Origin of the sequence: Acidovorax sp. NB1, assembly GCF_005405905.1 — a bacterium.
Taxonomy (GTDB): domain Bacteria; phylum Pseudomonadota; class Gammaproteobacteria; order Burkholderiales; family Burkholderiaceae_C; genus Acidovorax.
This window is the reverse complement of the sequence record NZ_BJHU01000033.1, coordinates 1-19,525: the sequence shown is the minus strand read 5'-3', so window position 1 is coordinate 19,525 and position 19,525 is coordinate 1. Positions and strand designations below refer to the sequence as shown.

Sequence of the window (19,525 nt, the reverse complement as noted above, 5' to 3'; positions counted from 1 at the left end):
CGCAGGATTGCTGCCAACCACAAGCAAAGGAGTCTCAGAGATGAAACAAGCTAACCAATTTCTGGCTGCAGCGCTGCTGTCGCTGGCGACGCTGGTTCCTGTGACCAGTATGGCCCAGGCTACCCCTGAGCCCAGCAAATCCGCTGCTGCTGCGGCATCCATGACCGATGGTGAAGTGCGCAAGATCGACAAGGATGCGGGCAAGATCACCATCAAGCATGGGGACATCAAACACCTGGAAATGCCTGGCATGACCATGGTGTTCGCCGCCAAGGACAAGGCCTTGCTCGACAAGGCGAAGGTCGGTGACAAGATCCAGTTCATGGTGGTGAGCGAGAACGGGAAGATGGTGGTCACCGCCATCGAACCTGCCAAGTAAGCGGCTCGCGCCCCGCGATCGGACCGTTATCAGTTCATCCATCAATTCACAAAGGAAAAATCATGAAAACTCTTCTTGTTACCCTCGCCCTGACCGCCGCATCCTCTGCGTTCGCAGCTGGCGACACCCAGGAAGCCACGCCATACACCAACTCCAAGGCCCAGGCCCATGGTGAAGATCACAAGAAGGCTCGCCCAGCCGTGCCGGTCAAGCGTGCCAACGATGGAAGCACCGCCCGTGGTGAAGGTTCCGGTGTGGCGACAACCAACAAGGCCGAATCGCGCGGGCAGGAGAAGGCTGCCGCACGCGAAGCCATGCCCCACAAGGAAGCCACTCCGGGTTCTACGCCCAAGTGACAAGCATGGGTATGCCCTCTTTGTTTGGTCCGGTGGGATTGATCAACGCCGGATCCACACAGCTGGGCTATCGCCGGTCCCGTGGCTAGCGTGCTATGCACACAACGCAAAACCAGTCGCGATGGCTTTGTGGCTGGATCACCTGAAGCGCGAGGAAAAAAGCCGACGCAAGTCGGCTTTTTCGTTCCAAGGGAAATTTTGCGAAGGTAACTCTGTGTTGATGGATCAAACCTCTACTGCGGCTGTCTCAATAGTCCCCGCGTCACGCGAACTCCCGGGCACAAGCGCAGGGGAAGGAGCACAGAAAATCATGACTCCTATAGGCGGCCGCCCAAGCACGGCCGCCTGCAGCAGCCGCTTCATGTGGACGGCTCCTGGCTATCCAGGTCAGTGCGCGCCTCGATGCACATGTACGCCGCGCATCCATGTCATGAGATCCAAATGACTGGTTGTCGGCTTGTTGGCTACCTCAGAGTGAGCGGGGGTGGCCTTGGCACCGCGACGCTTCGGTTTGACAAAGCTCGCACTGTGCTTGGGGGCAGAGGGACTGTCCGCAGCGAGGGTTTCCAGGATCGCGCAATGGGCATGATCGTCGCCTGCGCACACAGAAACCAACTGCTCCAAAGCCGATTTCATCTCGACAATTTCCCGTAGCTTTTCCTCCAGATCTGCCAGATGGCGCTCGGCAATCGCTTTCACCTGACGACTGGTGCGGTGGGTGTCGCCCCATTGGCCAATCAGCTCTGCAATCTGGGGCATGGAGAAGCCGAGGCGGCGCGACTGCCGGATGAAGCGCAGTACCGAGACTTCACGTTCACCGTATTTTCGATAGCCGGCCTCGCTGCGTTCGGCTTCCGGCAACAAACCTGTTTGCTCGTAGTGGCGGATCATCTTGGCCGATACGCCTGCCGCCTTGGCTGCATCGCCGATGTTCATGAGTGTGGTCATGGATGCTCCTGTGCAAAGGAATAACACGGTAGCAAGGACTTTCGTCCTTACCACCGTGTCAATGTCAAGCGCTCTGAATATTGGCGTCTGTAAAGCCTAGATCAGGCGGGCGGATATCCAGCTTCGGTCAGTGCCTCGACCAGTGTCTTGCGATCTTCCGCACTTTGCACAATGACCATGCGTTTGGACATGTCCACCTGCACTTTGCATTCAGGGTCTGTCATCTGAAGCGTCTGGCTCACCATCCCCGCGCAGTGTCCGCAGGTCATGTCGGGGAGTTGGAATTCATGCATTTTTCACCTCTTGGAAAAAGTTAAGAGGCTTTCAGTCTCCGGTCTGCCACTGGGGCAAGGTCAAGTGACCAGATAGATATCCAATCAGGAGCGCCGCCTCGCTTGCGTCTCCCATCGTGTCAACCCTGAAAGTTCGAACTCTGCCGGTTAACGCCGAAGTTGAACACCACATGGAGATTGCTATGAATACCACTGCCCATGAAGCGGGGCCGTCCGCCTCACTATCGATCGCACACCTGAATCTTCCGATACTTGGCATGACCTGCGGCTCTTGCGTTGGACGCGTTGAAAAGGCCCTCAAAGCCGTCCCTGGGGTCCGCGAGGTGACCGTGAATATTGCTACTGAACGCGCCTCCGTGGTTGCCGCATCTACGGTGCCAGTCCCGGCCTTGGCTGCGGCTGTCGAAAAGGCTGGATACGCAGTGGCGGAAGAGTCCGTGGAGCTGCTGATCGATGGGATGACCTGCGCGTCGTGCGTGGGACGTGTCGAAAAAGCGCTGAAGGGTGTACCGGGCGTCAAGCACGCGGAAGTCAATCTAGCCACGGAGCGTGCGCAGGTTCGTTTCGATGCAGGATTGCCTCCCGAACGTCTGGTAGCCGCCGTTGTAAAGGCGGGCTATGAGGCACAGGTTGCGGACACGAACACTCCCACCGAACACGACAAGCAGTCGGCGCCCTGGTGGCCTGTCGCTCTGGCCGCTGGTCTGTCCTTCCCCCTGGTATTGCCCATGCTTGGCATGCTGTTCGGTCTAGACTGGACGCTCAACGGCTGGATTCAACTGGCCCTGGCCACGCCTGTGCAGTTCTGGCTGGGCGCGAGGTTCTACCGCGCTGGCTGGAAGGCTCTTCGTGCAGGCGCAGGCAACATGGATCTGCTGGTCGCATTGGGTACGTCGGCCGGGTACGGCTTGAGCTTGTACCTGCTGTTCAAGCACGCTGAGCACGGCACGCCCCACCTGTACTTTGAAGCCTCCGCTGTCATCGTCACGCTAGTCCTTCTCGGGAAGTGGCTGGAAGCCCGAGCCAAGCGGCAAACCACAGAAGCGATCCGGGCGCTGCATGCGCTGCGCCCAGAAGTTGCACGCGTGCGCACTGATGACGGCGACGTCGATCTACCGCTTTCACGCGTGAAAGTAGGTGATACGGTGGTTGTCCGCCCAGGGGAGAGAGTCCCGGTAGACGGCTCGGTGATCGAAGGCGCCAGCCAGGTGGATGAGTCATTGATCACCGGGGAGAGCCTGCCTGTGGCGAAGCATGTCGGCGACAAAGTGACGGGGGGCGCCGTGAATGCGGAGGGCTTGCTGCTGGTACGGACGACTGCCATTGGCGCAGAGTCAACCCTGTCGCGCATCGTGCGAATGGTTGAGTCGGCGCAGGCAAAGAAGGCCCCCATCCAACGAATAGTGGATGAAGTCAGTGCTGTCTTCGTGCCTGTCGTGCTCGGTCTTGCTGCCATCACACTGATGGGCTGGGGCTTCGCTACAGGCAACTGGGAGCAGGCGATCCTCAATGCTGTTGCGGTACTTGTGATCGCATGCCCTTGTGCGCTGGGCTTGGCAACTCCCACCGCAATCATGGCGGGCACTGGCGTAGCAGCACGCCACGGCATTCTGATCAAGGATGCAGAAGCGCTGGAGGTTGCCCACCGCATCGACACCGTGGCATTCGACAAGACCGGCACCCTGACCGAGGGGAAGCCCACTTTGACGGCTGCGATGCCTGCAGAAGGCCTCCAGGATCAGTTGCTTCCGTTTGCTGCGGCCATTCAGAACGGCAGCGAGCATCCACTGGCAAAGGCCGTGATGGACGCTGCACGCACCCAGGGTGTGACCGTTCCTCGTGCCACTGAGGTCACAGCGGTCGCTGGCAGAGGCATGTCTGCTGTCATCAAAGGACGCCAGATCCGCCTCGGGAGTACACGTTACATGGAGGAGTTGGGTGTCAACACGGCCAGTCTGACCGGGGCTGCAGCGCAGATGCAGCAAGAGGGCCGCACTGTATCTTGGTTGGCGGACGTGACCGATGCGCCAGAAGTGATGGGACTATTGGCATTTGGAGACACAGTGAAGCCCAGCTCACAACAGGCCATTGCCCAACTGCATGCTCTGGGCACCCAGACCGTCCTGGTCACCGGAGACAACAAGGGAAGCGCAGGCGCAGTAGCCCGCGCGTTGGGCATCGATCAGGTTCGTGCCGATGTGCTGCCGGAAGGCAAGGCGGATATCGTGGCCCAGCTCAAGTCAGGTGGCAGGCATGTTGCAATGGTGGGCGACGGAATCAATGACGCGCCTGCTCTGGCGGCAGCGAACGTGGGAATTGCCATGTCCACGGGCACCGACGTGGCCATGCATGCTGCGGGGATCACGCTGATGCGTGGTGACCCTGCGTTGATCGCAGATGCCATCGACATCTCCCGGCGCACGTACGCAAAGATCCGTCAGAACCTTTTCTGGGCATTCGCGTACAACGTGGTCGGGATCCCCTTGGCTGCATTTGGCCTGTTGAATCCCATGGTGGCGGGAGCAGCTATGGCCCTCAGCAGCGTGAGTGTGGTGACCAATGCGTTGCTGCTGCGTTCTTGGAAGCCTTGAGGACGGAGATACCGTGAACTTCAGAGCGGTGGCTGGGACGACAAATCTTTCAGAATCGTAATCTTGGCGCCACGTCACCGTTGCCACGTGTCTTCTAGAATCCCCTCGGACTTGAAAAATTCACCCGTCAAGTTATCGCCCCCGTGCGTCATTCTCAGCACGGGTCGTCTGAAAGCGCATGCTAGACTTTGTATATGGGTCGTTGGTTCGCCACACTGTTGCTCGTTTTGCTACCGTTCCAGTTCAGCTGGGCTGCGGTGGCGACCTATTGCATGCATGAGCGCGCGCCTGCCCAGTCACAGCACGTGGGCCATCACGAGCACAATCACGAAGCTTCAAACTTGCCAGGCAAGGCAGACGACGGTCTTCAGGCATCAGACACCTTCGATGTGGACTGCTGCCTCTGCCACGGGCTGGGCATTGGCGTCACGCACTTGCTGGCAGGTCAGGCGGCGACCTCCAATCAATCCAGTGTCACGGTCCGTGCCGCTTTTCCCCTGACGGGCGTAGCGGCTGTACCTCCGGACCGCCCTCAGTGGCTTTCCCTCGCCTGATCGGCGGGGGCAACTACTTTTTTGCTTCAGTCATCTGCATCTGCTCGCTGAGAGCAGGCGCCATAGCGTGCGCTGTATGTATTTGACCGGTCGTCTGGAAGCCCAGGCGCCGCCCCGCCGATTCCTGTGTGTTCGTCATCACTGGAGAATCGGATGTTCAAGGGTTCCTACATTCAAAAACAACTCGGCGCGCAATGCCGCCGAAAAAAAACCGTTCGTGCGATCAGCACCTCACTACTGCTGCTGATCACTACGAGTGGAGCTATCGCTCAGACTCTTGGCCAAGCTCCGCCTGCAGGTCAGATTCACGCAGTCGCTGGAGCTGCAGCGCTGAGTGCGCCACCGCTTTCGCTGACGCAGGCACTCGCGCAGGCGTTGGAGAACAACCCAGAGGTCGCAGCGGCCCTGCGTCAAGTACAGGCTGCTGAGGGGCAGGTCTTGCAAGGACAGGCGCGTCCCAATCCGGAGTTGGCTTACTCGCTTGAAGATACTCGCACACAGTCGCGTGCGCAGAGCTGGCAAATCAACTTGCCAATCGAACTTGGAGGCAAACGCGCAGCACGGACGAAGGCTGCGGAGAAGGCGCGTGAGCAGGCCCAGGTGGACCTGGATGAGGTCAAGGCAACAGTTCGTGCCCATGTCGTCGCCGCCTACTTTGATGCACTCAATGCTCAGGAGCGCCGAATTCTGGCCAATGAGAGCGTTTTGTTGGCAAAAGCAACCACGGAGAACGTTGGGAAGCGGGTCGCTGCCGGCAAAGTCTCACCCGTGGAAGAGACCAAGGCCAAAGTTGCGGAGGCTAGCGTGCGGGTCGAGCTGGTCCAGGCTGCGAGCGAGGAGCGTAACGCGCAGACGCGATTGCTGGCTTTGCTTGGCAAGACAGACCCGGTACCTCTTGTTCTGGATGGCAAAGCGGATCAAGTGCCCGCGGTTCCTGCAACTGCCGATCTTCTAACGCTTGCTGCGTCTTCCCCAGCTTTAGTGCGGGCGCGCCTGGAGGTGGATCGTCGCCGCGCGCTTACCGCTGTGGAGAAAAGCAAGAGTGTGCCTGACCTTACCGTGAGCGTCGGCGTCAAGCGCAGCAACGAAACTCAACGCAATGTGGCGCTTCTGGGGTTCTCAGTACCTCTACCAGTGTTTGACCGCAACCAAGGCAATCTGCTTGAAGCCTTGAAGTTGGAGGACAAGGCACAAGACGACCTGAGGGCTACCACCATTCGCGTCCAAAGCGAGATTTCTCAGGCTAGAGAAAAGATCGCGGCCATCACTGTCGAGGTTCAGGCGCTGGAACGAGAGGTTCTTCCAGGTGCCAGGTCAGCGTACGACGCGGCGATCACCGGCTTCGAGAACGGGAAGTTCAACTTCCTGGAAGTGCTGGACGCACAACGAACCTACCTTGCATCCAAGTCCCAGTACCTAAAGGCCGTCGCGGAAGCTCATCGCGCAGCTGCAGACATCGCACGCCTTACGGGCAATCCCACTTTCAACGGCCAGAGCGCGCCTCTGAACTGAGAACATCATGAACAGCAGCACAACCAGTATCAGCAAAAAGCACCTCATTGCCATCGCGGTCGTTATCGCCATGGGGGTTGGTGCGGGAGCCTTCATCTTGAAGAGCGGCAAGCCCAGCACAGCGGGCGGTGATGGCCATGGACATGGAGCACACGCGGAGGAGAAAGGCCATGGCGATGGTGAGCATCATGGAAAAGGTGGAGGTGATGGACACGGCCATGACAAAGGCCATGAGGATGGAGAGCACCACGAGGAGAGCCAGGCCAAGGGACCGAACGGCGGAAGCCTCTTCAAGGAAGGCGATTTCAGCCTGGAGGCGTTGCTCGTGGAAGACGGCGGGGAACCTCGGCTGCGCATCTGGATGTCCGACAAGGACAAATCGTTGCCTGCCGGGACTGCATCTGTTTCGGCAACGATCACTCGCCTGACGCAGGAAACACAAAAACTGACATTCACTCCTGAAAAAGGAAGTTGGGTGAGTCGGGAGGTGGTTGCAGAGCCGCATGCGTTCGAGATCGAAATCATTGCCCAGACGGCTACCGAACCGTTCATGTTCGTCATGAGCAAAGAAGAAGGCAAGGTCGAACTCACTGATGCCCAGATCAAAGCCGCCGCGATCGGAGTGGACACTGCCTCGGCAGCTACCATCAAAACGGCATTGCTGCTGCCGGGCGAAATCCGCCTCAATGAGGACCGGACATCGCATGTGGTCCCACGCCTGGCAGGCGTGGTGGAAAGCGTCAGCGCTAATCTGGGCCAGGTCGTCAAGAAGGGGCAGATCCTGGCCGCGATCGCCAGCCCTATGGCTTCCGAGCAACGCAGCGAACTGCAGACCGCTCAGAAACGCCTGGCTTTGGCCAAAACAACGTATGACCGCGAGAAGAAGCTCTGGGAGCAGAAAGTCTCGGCTGAACAGGACTACCTCCAGGCCAAGCAGGCCTTGAGCGAGGCCGAAGTTGCTGTTGCCAACGCCCATCAGAAGTTGGGCGCGCTCGGCCTCTCGGGATCCTCCGCTTCCGGGCTCAATCGGCTCGAACTGCGGGCGCCTTTCGATGGCGTCGTCATCGAGAAGCACATCAGCCTGGGCGAGGCGGTCAAGGAAGACGCGGCCGTCTTCACGATCTCTGATCTCAGCAAGGTGTGGGCCGAAATCAATGTTCCAGCCAAAGACATATCACAAGTGCGGGTCGGAGAAAGGGTGACCATCAAGGCCACAGCGTTTGATGCGTCCGCCACGGGCACTGTGGCCTTTGTCGGCGCGCTCATTGGCGAGCAGACGCGCACCGCCAAGGCGCGTGTCGTACTGGACAACCCCAAGGGTGCCTGGCGTCCGGGACTTTTTGTCAACGTGGAGGTCGTATCCGAAGAAGCCTCGATCCCTGTGACGATCTCTGCGGATGCGGTTCAAAGCATCGGCGAAAAGCCCGTGGTGTTTCTTAAGGTCAACGGCGGCTTCATCGCTCAGCCAGTGCAGTTGGGTCGCAGCGATGGCAAGCGGGTCGAGGTCGTCCGGGGCCTGAAGGCCGGTATGCCTTACGCGGCAGCAGGCAGTTTTGTCGTTAAGTCCGAACTCGGCAAGGGATCAGCCGAACACACGCACTGACCCGGAGTTCCTCAATGTTTGAAAAACTGATTCGATTCTCGATCGAGCAACGGTGGTTGGTACTGCTTGCCGTACTAGCCATGGCAGCGCTGGGTGTCTTCAATTACCAGAAGCTGCCGATCGATGCGGTACCTGACATCACGAATGTCCAGGTCCAGATCAACACGCAGGCGTCGGGCTACTCGCCGTTGGAGACCGAGCAGCGTGTGACCTACCCCATCGAGACAGTGATGGCAGGACTGCCCAACCTGGAGCAGACCCGCTCTCTCTCTCGCTACGGCCTGTCGCAGGTGACGGTGATCTTCAAGGACGGCACCGACATCTACTTCGCGCGTCAACTGGTCAATGAACGCATCCAGGAAGCGCGTGACCGGCTTCCGGCAGGCATCACGCCAGCAATGGGACCAATATCGACCGGATTGGGGGAAATCTACCTCTGGACCGTGGAGACCAAGGACGGCGCGAAGAAACCGGACGGCACTCCCTACACCGCCACCGACCTGCGCGAAATCCAGGACTGGATCATCAAGCCTCAGTTGCGCAACGTGCCGGGTGTCACGGAAATCAATTCCATCGGCGGGTTTGCCAAGGAATACCAGATTGCACCGTCGCCCGAGCGCCTCGCATCGCTGGGCGTCACGCTGCAGGACATCGTCACGGCGATCGATCGCAACAACGGCAACGTTGGTGCTGGGTACATCGAAAAGCGTGGCGAGCAGTACCTCATCCGCGCGCCTGGCCAGGTCCGCACTCTGGAGGACATCGGAAACGTCATCCTGAGCAGCGCCAATGGCGTACCCGTGCGTATTCGCGATGTGGCGGAAGTAGGCATCGGACGCGAGCTTCGCACGGGCGCGGCGACCGACAATGGCAGAGAGGTCGTCCTAGGCACCGTATTCATGCTGATCGGCGAGAACAGCCGTACCGTGTCCCAGGCCGTGGACAAAAAAATGATCGAGGTCAACCGCAGCCTGCCCGAGGGCGTACACGCGGTGACGGTCTACGACCGCACGGTCCTAGTGGACAAAGCGATCAGCACCGTCAAGAAGAACCTCTTGGAAGGCGCGATCCTCGTGATCGTCATCCTGTTTCTTTTCCTGGGCAACATCCGGGCGGCCATCATCACGGCAACCGTCATTCCGCTGTCCATGCTCTTTACCTTCACCGGGATGGTGTCGTACAAGGTCAGTGCGAACCTAATGAGCCTGGGCGCGCTGGACTTCGGCATCATCATCGACGGCGCCGTGGTGATCGTGGAGAACTGTGTGCGTCGCCTCGCCCATGCGCAGGCGCACTATGGCCGACCGCTCACGCGAGCAGAGCGTTTCCACGAGGTTTTCCTGGCCTCCAAGGAATCGCGCCGTGCCTTGCTGTTCGGCCAGCTCATCATCATGGTGGTGTACCTGCCGATCTTTGCGCTCACCGGCGTGGAGGGCAAGATGTTCCATCCAATGGCGTTCACCGTGGTGGCGGCCCTCGTCGGCGCGATGATTCTCTCGGTGACCTTCATTCCTGCGGCCGTCGCCCTGTTCATCGGCAACAAGGTCAGCGAGAAAGAAAACTTCTTGCTGGGCGGTGCCAAGCGCCTGTACGCGCCCTTGCTCGATCGGGTGATGGGCGCCAAGGCGGTGGTCTTGAGCGTTGCTGCTGTAGCCGTGGTCCTGTGCGGGCTCATAGCAACACGCATGGGCAGCGAATTCGTACCCAACCTCAACGAGGGCGATTTCGCCATACAGGCACTGCGAATTCCGGGCACCAGCCTCTCGCAGTCGGTGGCCATGCAGCAGCAGATCGAGAAAACGCTCAAGGCGAAATTCCCAGAGATCGAGCGAATCTTTGCACGCACGGGCACGGCAGAGATCGCGTCGGACCCCATGCCGCCCAACATCTCGGACGGCTACATCATGCTCAAACCGATGAGTGAGTGGCCTGAGCCCAGAAAAACCCGCGACGAACTACTCGCCGCTATTCAAGGGGTGATCGGGAAGATCCCCGGCAACAACTACGAGTTCTCGCAACCCATCCAGCTTCGCTTCAACGAACTGATCTCAGGCGTGCGAAGCGATGTGGCGGTCAAGATCTTCGGCGACGACATGGACGTTTTGAACAAGACGGCCGAGGAAGTCTCTGCGATGCTGCAAAAGATCCAGGGTGCCTCGGAAGTGAAAGTCGAGCAGACGACGGGCCTGCCCATGCTCACGGTCAACATCGACCGCCAGAAGGCGGCCCGCTACGGCTTGAACGTGGCCGACATCCAGGAGACCGTTGCGACGGCCATCGGGGGCCGGGAGGCGGGAACGCTGTTCGAGGGCGATCGGCGCTTTGACATTCTGGTGCGCCTGCCGGAGACGCTGCGCAACGATCTGGAGGGCATGAAGCGCCTGCCCATCCCACTTCCCCGATCGGCGTCGGGTACTGAGGCCCGTACCAACTTCATTCCGCTGGGCGAAGTCGCCAGCTTCGAGCTGGCACCCGGGCCTAACCAAGTGAGCCGGGAGAACGGCAAGCGGCGTATCGTGGTCAGCGCCAATGTGCGAGGCCGGGATGTCGGATCATTCGTCTCTGACGCGGAGCAAGGGCTCGCGCAGATCAAGATTCCTACCGGCTACTGGACAAGTTGGGGCGGTACGTTCGAAAACCTTCAGTCTGCCACCCGGCGTCTGCAGATCGTGGTGCCAGCATCCCTGCTGCTGGTCTTCGTGCTGCTGTTCGCCATGTTCGGCAATGTCAAGGACGGCCTGCTCGTATTCACTGGCATCCCCTTTGCTTTGACGGGCGGCATCCTGGCTCTCTGGCTGCGCGATATCCCGATGTCGATTTCCGCCGCCGTGGGATTCATCGCGCTGTCGGGCGTCGCTGTGCTGAACGGCCTAGTGATGATCTCGTACATCCGCAGCCTGCGAGAGGAAGGCGTCCCCCTGGACACTGCCATCCGTGAGGGGGCCTTGACCCGCCTGCGGCCAGTGCTCATGACCGCGCTGGTCGCCTCGCTGGGCTTCATACCCATGGCGATCGCTACCGGTACGGGCGCCGAGGTCCAGCGACCATTGGCAACGGTGGTGATCGGCGGGATCCTTTCTTCAACCCTGCTTACCCTGCTGGTGCTGCCCATCCTCTACCGGCTGGCACACCGGCCCGATGAGCAGGACGAAGACGTCTCCGCAGAGCCGACTCACCCGAACGCGCCCTCAACGGTGTGACAGCGGCCGGTTCATCCCGCGATGAACCGGCAACTACCTCTCTCCCTCAACTTAATCAAGGAAGATCCATGAAAATCTCTCAACTGCTGACTGCTTTGGCCCTCGCTGTTTCGGGCACAGCCTTCGCCGCCGACAAGCATGCCGATGGCCATGAAATCAAACCCATGCACGGTGGCGCCGTGGCTGAAGCCAAGGACATCGACTATGAACTGGTTGCCAAGCCCGACAAGCTGCAGCTGTACATGCGCGACCACGGAAAGCCTTTGGATCCCTCGGGTATGGCAGCCAAGATAACGCTGCTGTCCGGCAGCGACAAACAAGAAGCGCAGCTCCAGCCGGTGGATGGGAAGCTGGAGGTGACGGGCAGCTTCAAGGTCGCGGCAGGCAGCAAGGCCGTTGTTGCGGTGACCAAAGCAGGAAAGACCATCGCTTCCGTACGTTTCACCTTGAAGTAATCGCGCGGGACTACAGCATCTATCGCGGCACTTTTCGCCGAACTGCGTACATGCGCACAGGGCCTGCGCAGCTCGGCAATACGCGGTGGAAGCGGCACTCAGTGGGGGCGGTCCATGTTCCAGCGAATCCCGGCAGGAAATCTGTCACTCAAGCTGACCTGGATATGGCTGAGCCTATTGGTTTGCGCCATCACCTTCTGGCAGCTGCGAAAGCTGTGGATCCGGTACGTACGCCCACTCGACAGCAAGGCAAAGTACAGCTTGAAGTTGGCTCGACGGTTTCAGCAGCGGCAGTTGACCAGATTGAAGTTGAAATCAATGCGCAAGGCTCGGAAGCGCTGCAAGCGCTGAGGCGCACATGCTTTCTGCGCGGGGCCCAAATGCCGCACATGTACTCATACGTCGCGCACTCCTCCACCAACTGACACAGTCTCAGCCAATACCAGCTATGAAAATTCTGCTCATTGAGGATGAGGTCAAACTGTCGGCGTATCTGCGCAAAGGTCTCGGGGAAGCGGGTTTCAACGTCGATGCGGTTCATAACGGCGTCGATGGCTTGCACATGGCTCTTGAAGGAGCACACGACCTCGTGATTCTTGACGCCATGCTTCCCGGTATTGATGGTTTTACGGTGTTGACGGCGCTGCGAAAGTCCAAGCAGACGCCTGTGTTGATGCTGACCGCGAGGGTTAGCGTAGAAGACCGCGTTCTAGGACTACAGACAGGAGCGGATGACTACCTGGTCAAGCCCTTCGCATTTTCAGAACTCAATGCTCGCATTCAAGTGCTGCTGCGGCGTTCGCACGGGGCCAAGGACAAAAGTGAGTCGAACTTGCTCCGCGTTTCCGATCTTGAATTGGATCTTGTGCGTCGCAAGGCGACTCGGGCGGGGCAGAGGGTCGATCTCACGGCTAAGGAATTTCTGTTGCTGACGCTCTTCTTGCGAAGGAAGGGTGAGGTGCTTTCTCGCACAGAAATCGCCGAGCAGGTCTGGGACATGAACTTCGACAGCGACACCAATGCCGTGGAGGTGGCGATCCGCCGCTTGCGCAGCAAGATGGACTCCCCGTTTGAAAAGCCGCTGCTTCACACGATACGAGGCATGGGCTACGTGTTGGAGGAGCGGGGCCGATGAGTCGCGATCTGCCTCGTTCATTGCGCCAGCGCTTGTCTTGGTGGCTTGCGGCGCAAAGTTTCGCCGGCCTCGGAGGTGTCTGCCTGGTGGTGTACCTCGTGACTGCCATGAATCTGTCCGAGAGACAGACGGACATGCTGTCTCAGAAAGAGAACATTGTTCGCCATCTCCTGAGTACCGGTGAGCATTCCGTTCGAGAAACCTCGCGGGAACATCCGCTTAGTGACTTCTTGATTGGCCATGAGAACTTCCGCCTCGTCGTCCGATCAAGCGATGGGCATTTGCTGTTCCCCCTGGTCGAACCGAGTGTTCAGGACATGAACGTGGCCGCAAGGAGCTTCGAGGTAGCGGCGCAATCGGGTAGCGGCCCTGCGCTCCGGGTCACGCTGTCCATGGATGTAGCGGACGACCAGAAACACCTCCAGCGACTGGCGTTGACCCTGGCCATTGCCGCAGTAGTGGGGACACTGGTCGTCTCTCTGGGCGGCCTGTCAATTGTTCACTTTGGGCTGGCACCGATTCGCAAGCTTGCGAAGCAGGTTCAAGCGCTTTCTGCGGACAATCTGGACCAGCGATTGGACAGCTCGGGACAGCCCTCAGAACTGGTGCCTTTGGTGCAACAGTTCAACGGCTTGCTGGGTAGGCTCAATCAAGCCTACACCCAACTGGAAGGCTTCAATGCAGATGTTGCACATGAACTTTGCACTCCGCTGGCAACGCTGCTTGCCAGCAACGAGTTGGCGCTTCGCCGCCCAGCCAGCTTTGACCTCCAGGAAGTGCTGTCTTCAAATCTGGAAGAGCTTCACCGACTGACGGGCATCGTGAATGACATGCTTTTTCTCTCCCAGGCTGATCGCGGAGCAGTCGCACGCCGAACGCATACCCCGAGCTTGGCGGCCGTTGTTCAGCACGTGGTGGACTACCACGATGCTGCCTTGTCGGAGGCTGAATTGGAACTCCGTATTTTGGGAGATGCAGTTGGTGACTTTGATGAGCCTCTGCTTAGGCGAGCGCTGTCAAATCTGATTGGCAATGCCACTCGCTATGCCCACAGGGGTACCACAGTCGTCGTAAGTATCGAACAGGCGGCCGAAGGGCGCGTGCGCATCTCCGTCAGCAATGTTGGGCAGACAGTGCCTGAGGAAGTTCTGGAAAGAATCTTTGATCGGTTTTTTAGAGCTTCGGCCTCTCGATCACATAGCGAGCAGAATCACGGATTGGGCTTGGCAATCACTGCAGCAATTGCACGGATGCATGCTGGCCACCCAATCGCCAGCAGCAGCGAAGGCGTGACGAGAATCGGACTGGAAATGTGCAGCACGCCACCTGGGCGGCGTGCTGCTGAAGACCCTCTACGGGTAGCTCACATATCGTAGACAACCGTTCGTTGCCGATCGTTGGCGCTACCCATCGCGAGCCTTCCTATGACCGATAGATACTCAGGGTGCAGGTACGTTTGCAACTGGTGCTCCAACACGGCGCAGGGCCCAACTTGGATGCTTTTGAGCACGTTCAAGGTCCGCCAAGACCTCTTCCCGGGTCAACGCCGTACCTTTGACTGGAACCGGAGCGCCAAAGCGGTGGTACTGCCACAGGCCATCCTTCTTGGATTGCTCCATGTCTGCGACGATCTGATCACGTGACTTCCCTTGAGCCGCGTGATCCGGATGCGTCGTGTAACCCATCTCGGTATTCGCTGAATGGATTACACCGCTGGCCAACGTCGGGCCGGCAAGTGCTGCGAGTGCAATGGTTGTCAAGAGTGTGCGAATCGCCATATGGTGTCTCCTCAGGTAGTTGTGTCTACTGCGCCGAACCACCCATTTGGTCAGTAGCAGAGGCACTGGTGACAGTCTGATGAACCAACGCCAACAACTCTCGGACTTGCAGATTACAAGTTCGTCATGTCCGCAGCGCTTGCAAGGTGGAGGAAGGCTTCTCCGCATGGCACAGGCACGCCTCGCCGTGGGCAGCGGAGACAAGCTCCTTCAAGATCCCGCAGCTTTGATGGGGATGCTCGCCTGCGCAGGCGGAACGCAATTGCAGGAGTTGTTTTTCGAGGGCCTTCATGCTTTTGAGGCGCGCACGCAGGCGGCTGAGCTGGCCGTCGATCAATTCGTTGACGTCCCCGCAGGCGTCCTGCGGCGCGTCAAGTGCACTGAGGAGACTTTTTACATCGGCCAAAGGGATATCCAGCGCCCTGCAGTGCCGCACAAATGCAAGGCGTTCGAGATGGGCATCGGCATAGTCGCGGTAGCCGTTGGGTAGCCGAGCGGGCTTGGGAAGCAAGCCTTCTTTTTCGTAGAAGCGGATGGTTTCGGCATCAACGCCCGCGGCATTGGCCAGATTCTTGATCTGCATGGTTCCTTCCATTTTTTGATTATTGACACTGTAGCCACTCCAAGGTTTCCAATTGACGCCAGCGGGCATTCGTCCTGCGCTTCCTCTGCACAAGGCCGTCAAAAAGACAAAACAATGAACAAGCTATCTGATCCGCGATCTGCCACAACCTTCGATCCCGTCGTGTTCGAGCGTCTGCTGGCCAGGTATGAGGCGCTCCCTGAAACCGATGCAGAAGCGAAATGGCTGACCCTCGAAGCCGCGCATGTCGTTGGGCAAAGCCGCTTCACGCCTCACTGGAGAACCCACGTTGCGATGCTGCAGCTTGCCCTGGCGACCAAGAATGGTCCAGAGTTCGCTGGACAGCTCCTGCGGTTGGCCCTGGTGCCCTTGGGTCACCTGCTCAAGCGTCTTCCTTTGGGCAATCCGGGGCGCGCGAACGTGAGCGCTTTCGAACCCATGTCCGTGCGAGCGGATATCGCCGAGTTGATCGCCGCCACCCGGCTCGCGAGCTAGCCGCCTGTGCAAATGCGGTTGCTCCTACACAAAACCTGCGCGTGCAGCGGCAAGCTGAACCCATTCCACCCTGAACTTGACATTGAAGCCACTTCAAGGTTTCCAATGGACACCAAGAAGGAACCATTCCTATGAAAACCAGCTGTGACGACACCCGTATCAACGCCCCGGACGCTTGCTGCGCACGGGAAAATGCTTCTGCAGCACAGACCGATTGCTGCGGCCCCGGCAAGTCCGCCACTCCTGCCGATGCGTGCTGTGGTGACCGTGTGGCCCCCCTCACGCCCGGCAAACCAACAACCAAGGGCGCAGTGTTCCGCATCACCGCGATGGATTGCGCCTCGGAAGAAAGCGAGATCCGAAGGGCCCTGGAGCCGGTGAGTGGCATTCGAACACTCGGGTTTCAGTTGGGTGCTCGCACCCTGGCCATTGATGCGCCCGACGAGGTGATTCCCCAAGCTCTCGCAGCCATACGCAAGGCAGGCTTCAATCCTGAACCGGTGGGCACCGGATCAACCAGCGAAGACCACGAGCACGATGCGCCCAGTGAAGGCTTCGGGCGCATGGGCGCCGCGCTGGCGCTCGCTGTGATCGCCGAGGCCGTCGCGTTTTTCTCCCCCGATACGATGGTGTTCAAGGGCATCGGGATGGCCGTGGCGGCTGCCGCTATCTGGCTGGCAGGTTTCTCGACTTACAGAAAAGGCTTTGCAGCCCTGTTGCAGGGGCGGCTGAACATCAACGCCCTGATGACGGTCGCCGTCACTGGTGCTTTCCTGATCGGCCAGTGGCCCGAGGCCGCCATGGTGATGGCCTTGTATGCCATCGCCGAGATGATCGAAGGCCGCGCCGTGGACCGCGCGCGCAACGCCATCAAGAGCCTGCTGGACCTCACGCCCGACTCGGCCGAGGTGCGTCAACTTGATGGCACCTGGCAGACCCTTCCATCGGCCGCAGTCGCCATCGGCGCCACCGTGCGCGTGAAACCAGGTGCACGGATTCCCTTGGACGGAACCGTCGCGAGCGGCACGAGTGCCGTCAATCAGGCGCCCGTCACCGGCGAGAGCATCCCCGTGGACAAGGCTGCAGGAGACCTCGTGTTCGCCGGCACCATCAACGAGACAGGCACTCTGGAAGTGACTGTCACTGCGGAGGCCAGCGACACCACGCTGGCCCGCATCATCCACTCGGTCGAGCAAGCCCAGGGGTCCCGCGCGCCGACACAGCAGTTCGTGGACCGGTTCGCTGCCATCTACACACCTGCGGTGTTCGCCATCGCTGTGCTGGTCGCGGTCCTCACGCCCTTGCTGATGAACCTGACGTGGATGGAGGCCCTGTACAAAGCGCTCGTATTGCTGGTCATCGCATGCCCGTGCGCACTGGTCATCGCAACACCGGTCACGGTGGTCAGCGGCTTGGCATCGGCGGCGCGGCGCGGCATTCTCATCAAGGGGGGGGTGTACCTGGAAGAAGCCCACAAGCTCAAGGCGATCGCACTGGACAAGACCGGCACGATCACGGAAGGCAAACCCAAGCTTGTGGCTCGCCAGATCCTCTCGAAGCACGCTTCGGAAGCTCAAATCCTCGGCTGGGCGGCAGACCTTGCGTCAGAGTCGGACCACCCTGTCTCCAAAGCCATCGCACAGGGTCTGGAATCAGGGCCGGGGGGCGTCAGCGGATTTACGGCACTCCCCGGCCGTGGCGTGGAGGCGCAAATCGGAGGCCAGTCCTTGATTCTTGGGAACCATCGCCTGGTTGAAGAGCGGCAACTGTGCAATGACGAGATAGAAGCGCTGCTGGCCGAGCAGGAAGCCCAGGGCCGTACGGTCACCTTGCTCGCCAGCACAACGGAAGTGCTGGCCATCTTCGCCGTGGCGGACACGATCAAGGAGAGTTCGCGAGAAGCGATCGCTCAACTGCACAAGCTGGGCGTCTCCTCAGTAATGCTCACCGGAGACAACACCGCCACCGCGAACACCATCGCCAAACAGGCTGGGATCGACAAGGCGCAGGGCAACCTGCTGCCAGAGGACAAGCTGTCCGCCATCGAGCAGATGCAGAGTCAGTACGGCCCGACCGCAATGACCGGTGACGGTATCAATGACGCACCGGCGCTGGCGCGCGCCAATATCGGCATCGCCATGGGTGCCGCTGGCACCGACACAGCCATGGAGGCGGCCGACGTCGTCATCATGAACGATGACCTGCGTCGCATCCCCGAAGTCATTGAACTGTCCCAGCGCACCCGAGGTGTCCTGGTCCAAAACATCGTGCTCGCCCTGGGCATCAAGGCGGTGTTTCTGGTCCTTGCGGTGATGGGTAGCGCGTCCATGTGGATGGCGGTGTTTGCGGACATGGGGGCCAGCCTGTTGGTGGTGGCCAATGGCCTCAGGCTGCTGCGCGGAGTCCGCCAATAGACACAAGGAGGCATCTGGCGGCGCGGGAAGTCGGGATCTGCTCAGTCACGGCGCGACAGCTGCCTTCGACGCGGTAACCTTCTTCACCGAATGCACGGCCAATACGCTGCACACAAAGCGAACGCCACTCCAGCGCGCACTAACTGCCGTGGCAAGGTATTGGACGAGAAACAGCGCCGCAGTCCCCGCCACTGCAGCAGCCGATGTGCCGGCATACAAAAGCGCGAAAGGCACAGTCATGCCCAGAAGCAGCGATACCGCTGCCATGTCGCGGTACAGCAGAAACAGCCGGTGCGCCTCCACGACCTCGGTCTCGCTGGACACTTGTCGGTATAGCTTGTACCACTTGGCATTTTGCTCGTTAGGATCCTTGGGCATGACGCCCACGTTCCTCTTGAGCGCGCCCATGTCGATCCGTGGATCGCCCGGGCCATGCTTTGTGAATGCCTGAGAGCCTGGCAGGTTGCCGAGCGGCTTCCAATACACCAGCATTGCCTTGACATCATGCGGGAGCAGGTTGGCTACGAGAAGGACCAGTGCCGGCATCGCGATCGAAGCCGCAAGGCGAGCCATGCCTGATCGTGTCCATGATTCATTTTGAAGCCACTCAGGAGCCACCAGAGCAACCACGACGAGCATGTCAACGAGCGCTATGGACACCAGCCACACCATGTTGAGGGATTTGAGGCTCCGGGGCGCAGCCGCTTTCATCCTGCGTACTCCGTGTCGATGAAATAGCTTCCATCAGAAACAGTGAACTGGATCCATCCGTCACGCCGGGTGGTGAGGACACGCCTGTCTCTGCCAGTGCTTCGCACGCGCACGCCGCTGTCACGCACTACCCGGCGGTAGTCCGGCCCCATTTTCTGGGTCTCGTGCTCAATGGGCTTGTCCGATATCACAACGGCATCCGGGGTGAAGTAGTCAAAGATCTCCGGACAGAACCCACTCTCGCGCCCGTGGTGAGATGCCACGAGGATGTTGGTGTCGCGCAGCTTCGTGCAGAAGTCCGGTCGCTGCAGCAAGGCCCGCCAACCTGGCTTCTCCAGGTCGGGGTCTCCTCGTTTTCAGTGCAATAAGTGACGGTACGAAAAGCTAGCACTGGCGCGGAGGTGGTGTTGGTAGATCGTTGATTTCATTGACTTTCCTGTTCACTTTCAAATCTGCGATTCGTGGCGTCAAACCGTGGTCGGTTTCATCCATTGGTGCCAGTTATCGATGCATTTGGC

General features: G+C 59.6%; 18 protein-coding genes. 12 read left to right on the top strand and 6 right to left on the bottom strand.

The window, feature by feature from the left end; all coding sequences use genetic code 11:
• Positions 1-40 precede the first annotated feature (40 nt).
• Together AvAM_RS17300 and AvAM_RS17295 are read left to right on the top strand one after the other, a co-directional pair.
• Positions 41-379, top strand: coding sequence for a copper-binding protein (locus AvAM_RS17300; protein ID WP_137748222.1), 339 nt, complete (start codon positions 41-43; stop codon positions 377-379).
• 62 nt (positions 380-441) lie between these two features.
• A complete protein-coding gene (locus tag AvAM_RS17295; protein WP_137748221.1) occupies positions 442-735 on the top strand; it encodes a hypothetical protein in 294 nt (97 codons plus the stop codon).
• 387 nt (positions 736-1,122) lie between these two features.
• Here the strand turns inward: AvAM_RS17295 and cueR are convergent, their stop codons facing one another.
• Together cueR and AvAM_RS17285 are read right to left on the bottom strand one after the other, a co-directional pair.
• Entirely contained in the window at positions 1,123-1,683 is a 561-nt protein-coding gene (cueR, locus tag AvAM_RS17290; RefSeq protein WP_307722881.1) for a Cu(I)-responsive transcriptional regulator, read from the bottom strand.
• Between the two features lie 101 nt (positions 1,684-1,784).
• Positions 1,785-1,976, bottom strand: a complete 192-nt coding sequence (locus AvAM_RS17285) for a heavy-metal-associated domain-containing protein (protein WP_137748220.1) — start codon at positions 1,974-1,976, stop codon at positions 1,785-1,787.
• Between the two features lie 182 nt (positions 1,977-2,158).
• On the opposite strand from AvAM_RS17285, the gene AvAM_RS17280 reads away from it, so the two are divergent.
• The 8 genes from AvAM_RS17280 (at position 2,159) to AvAM_RS17245 (ending at position 14,402) form a co-directional block, all read left to right on the top strand.
• Positions 2,159-4,567: a heavy metal translocating P-type ATPase gene (locus AvAM_RS17280; RefSeq protein WP_137748219.1), complete on the top strand. Its 2,409-nt coding sequence runs from the start codon at positions 2,159-2,161 to the stop codon at positions 4,565-4,567.
• A 707-nt stretch (positions 4,568-5,274) separates the two neighbouring features.
• On the top strand, positions 5,275-6,633 hold the full coding sequence (locus AvAM_RS17275; RefSeq protein WP_137748218.1) for a TolC family protein: 1,359 nt from the start codon (positions 5,275-5,277) through the stop codon (positions 6,631-6,633).
• A 7-nt stretch (positions 6,634-6,640) separates the two neighbouring features.
• Positions 6,641-8,236, top strand: a complete 1,596-nt coding sequence (locus tag AvAM_RS17270) for an efflux RND transporter periplasmic adaptor subunit (protein WP_137748217.1) — start codon at positions 6,641-6,643, stop codon at positions 8,234-8,236.
• Between the two features lie 14 nt (positions 8,237-8,250).
• On the top strand, positions 8,251-11,436 hold the full coding sequence (locus tag AvAM_RS17265; RefSeq protein ID WP_137748216.1) for a CusA/CzcA family heavy metal efflux RND transporter: 3,186 nt from the start codon (positions 8,251-8,253) through the stop codon (positions 11,434-11,436).
• Positions 11,437-11,504: 68 nt separating this feature from the next.
• Positions 11,505-11,891, top strand: a complete 387-nt coding sequence (locus AvAM_RS17260) for a hypothetical protein (RefSeq protein WP_137748215.1) — start codon at positions 11,505-11,507, stop codon at positions 11,889-11,891.
• A gap of 164 nt (positions 11,892-12,055) precedes the next feature.
• Positions 12,056-12,316: a hypothetical protein gene (locus AvAM_RS17255; protein ID WP_137748214.1), complete on the top strand. Its 261-nt coding sequence runs from the start codon at positions 12,056-12,058 to the stop codon at positions 12,314-12,316.
• 23 nt (positions 12,317-12,339) lie between these two features.
• Positions 12,340-13,026 carry a heavy metal response regulator transcription factor gene (locus AvAM_RS17250; RefSeq protein ID WP_137748213.1) on the top strand — a complete coding sequence of 229 codons (687 nt, stop codon included), beginning with the start codon at positions 12,340-12,342 and terminating at the stop codon, positions 13,024-13,026.
• On the top strand, positions 13,023-14,402 hold the full coding sequence (locus AvAM_RS17245; protein ID WP_137748212.1) for a heavy metal sensor histidine kinase: 1,380 nt from the start codon (positions 13,023-13,025) through the stop codon (positions 14,400-14,402). The genes AvAM_RS17250 and AvAM_RS17245 overlap by 4 nt, the downstream gene beginning before the upstream one ends.
• A 63-nt stretch (positions 14,403-14,465) precedes the next feature.
• On the opposite strand, the gene AvAM_RS17240 is transcribed toward AvAM_RS17245, so the two are convergent.
• On the bottom strand, positions 14,466-14,804 hold the full coding sequence (locus AvAM_RS17240) for a DUF4148 domain-containing protein (RefSeq protein WP_171012298.1): 339 nt from the start codon (positions 14,802-14,804) through the stop codon (positions 14,466-14,468).
• A 124-nt stretch (positions 14,805-14,928) separates the two neighbouring features.
• A complete protein-coding gene (locus AvAM_RS17235) occupies positions 14,929-15,387 on the bottom strand; it encodes a Cd(II)/Pb(II)-responsive transcriptional regulator (RefSeq protein WP_137748210.1) in 459 nt (152 codons plus the stop codon).
• A 114-nt stretch (positions 15,388-15,501) separates the two neighbouring features.
• On the opposite strand from AvAM_RS17235, the gene AvAM_RS17230 reads away from it, so the two are divergent.
• A complete protein-coding gene (locus tag AvAM_RS17230) occupies positions 15,502-15,882 on the top strand; it encodes a DUF3703 domain-containing protein (RefSeq protein ID WP_137748209.1) in 381 nt (126 codons plus the stop codon).
• A 131-nt stretch (positions 15,883-16,013) separates the two neighbouring features.
• On the top strand, positions 16,014-18,296 hold the full coding sequence (locus AvAM_RS17225; protein ID WP_137748208.1) for a cation-translocating P-type ATPase: 2,283 nt from the start codon (positions 16,014-16,016) through the stop codon (positions 18,294-18,296).
• Between the two features lie 45 nt (positions 18,297-18,341).
• On the opposite strand, the gene AvAM_RS17220 is transcribed toward AvAM_RS17225, so the two are convergent.
• On the bottom strand, positions 18,342-19,007 hold the full coding sequence (locus tag AvAM_RS17220) for a hypothetical protein (RefSeq protein WP_137748207.1): 666 nt from the start codon (positions 19,005-19,007) through the stop codon (positions 18,342-18,344).
• Positions 19,004-19,321: a hypothetical protein gene (locus AvAM_RS17215; protein WP_137748206.1), complete on the bottom strand. Its 318-nt coding sequence runs from the start codon at positions 19,319-19,321 to the stop codon at positions 19,004-19,006. The genes AvAM_RS17220 and AvAM_RS17215 overlap by 4 nt, the downstream gene beginning before the upstream one ends.
• Positions 19,322-19,525: the final 204 nt, after the last annotated feature.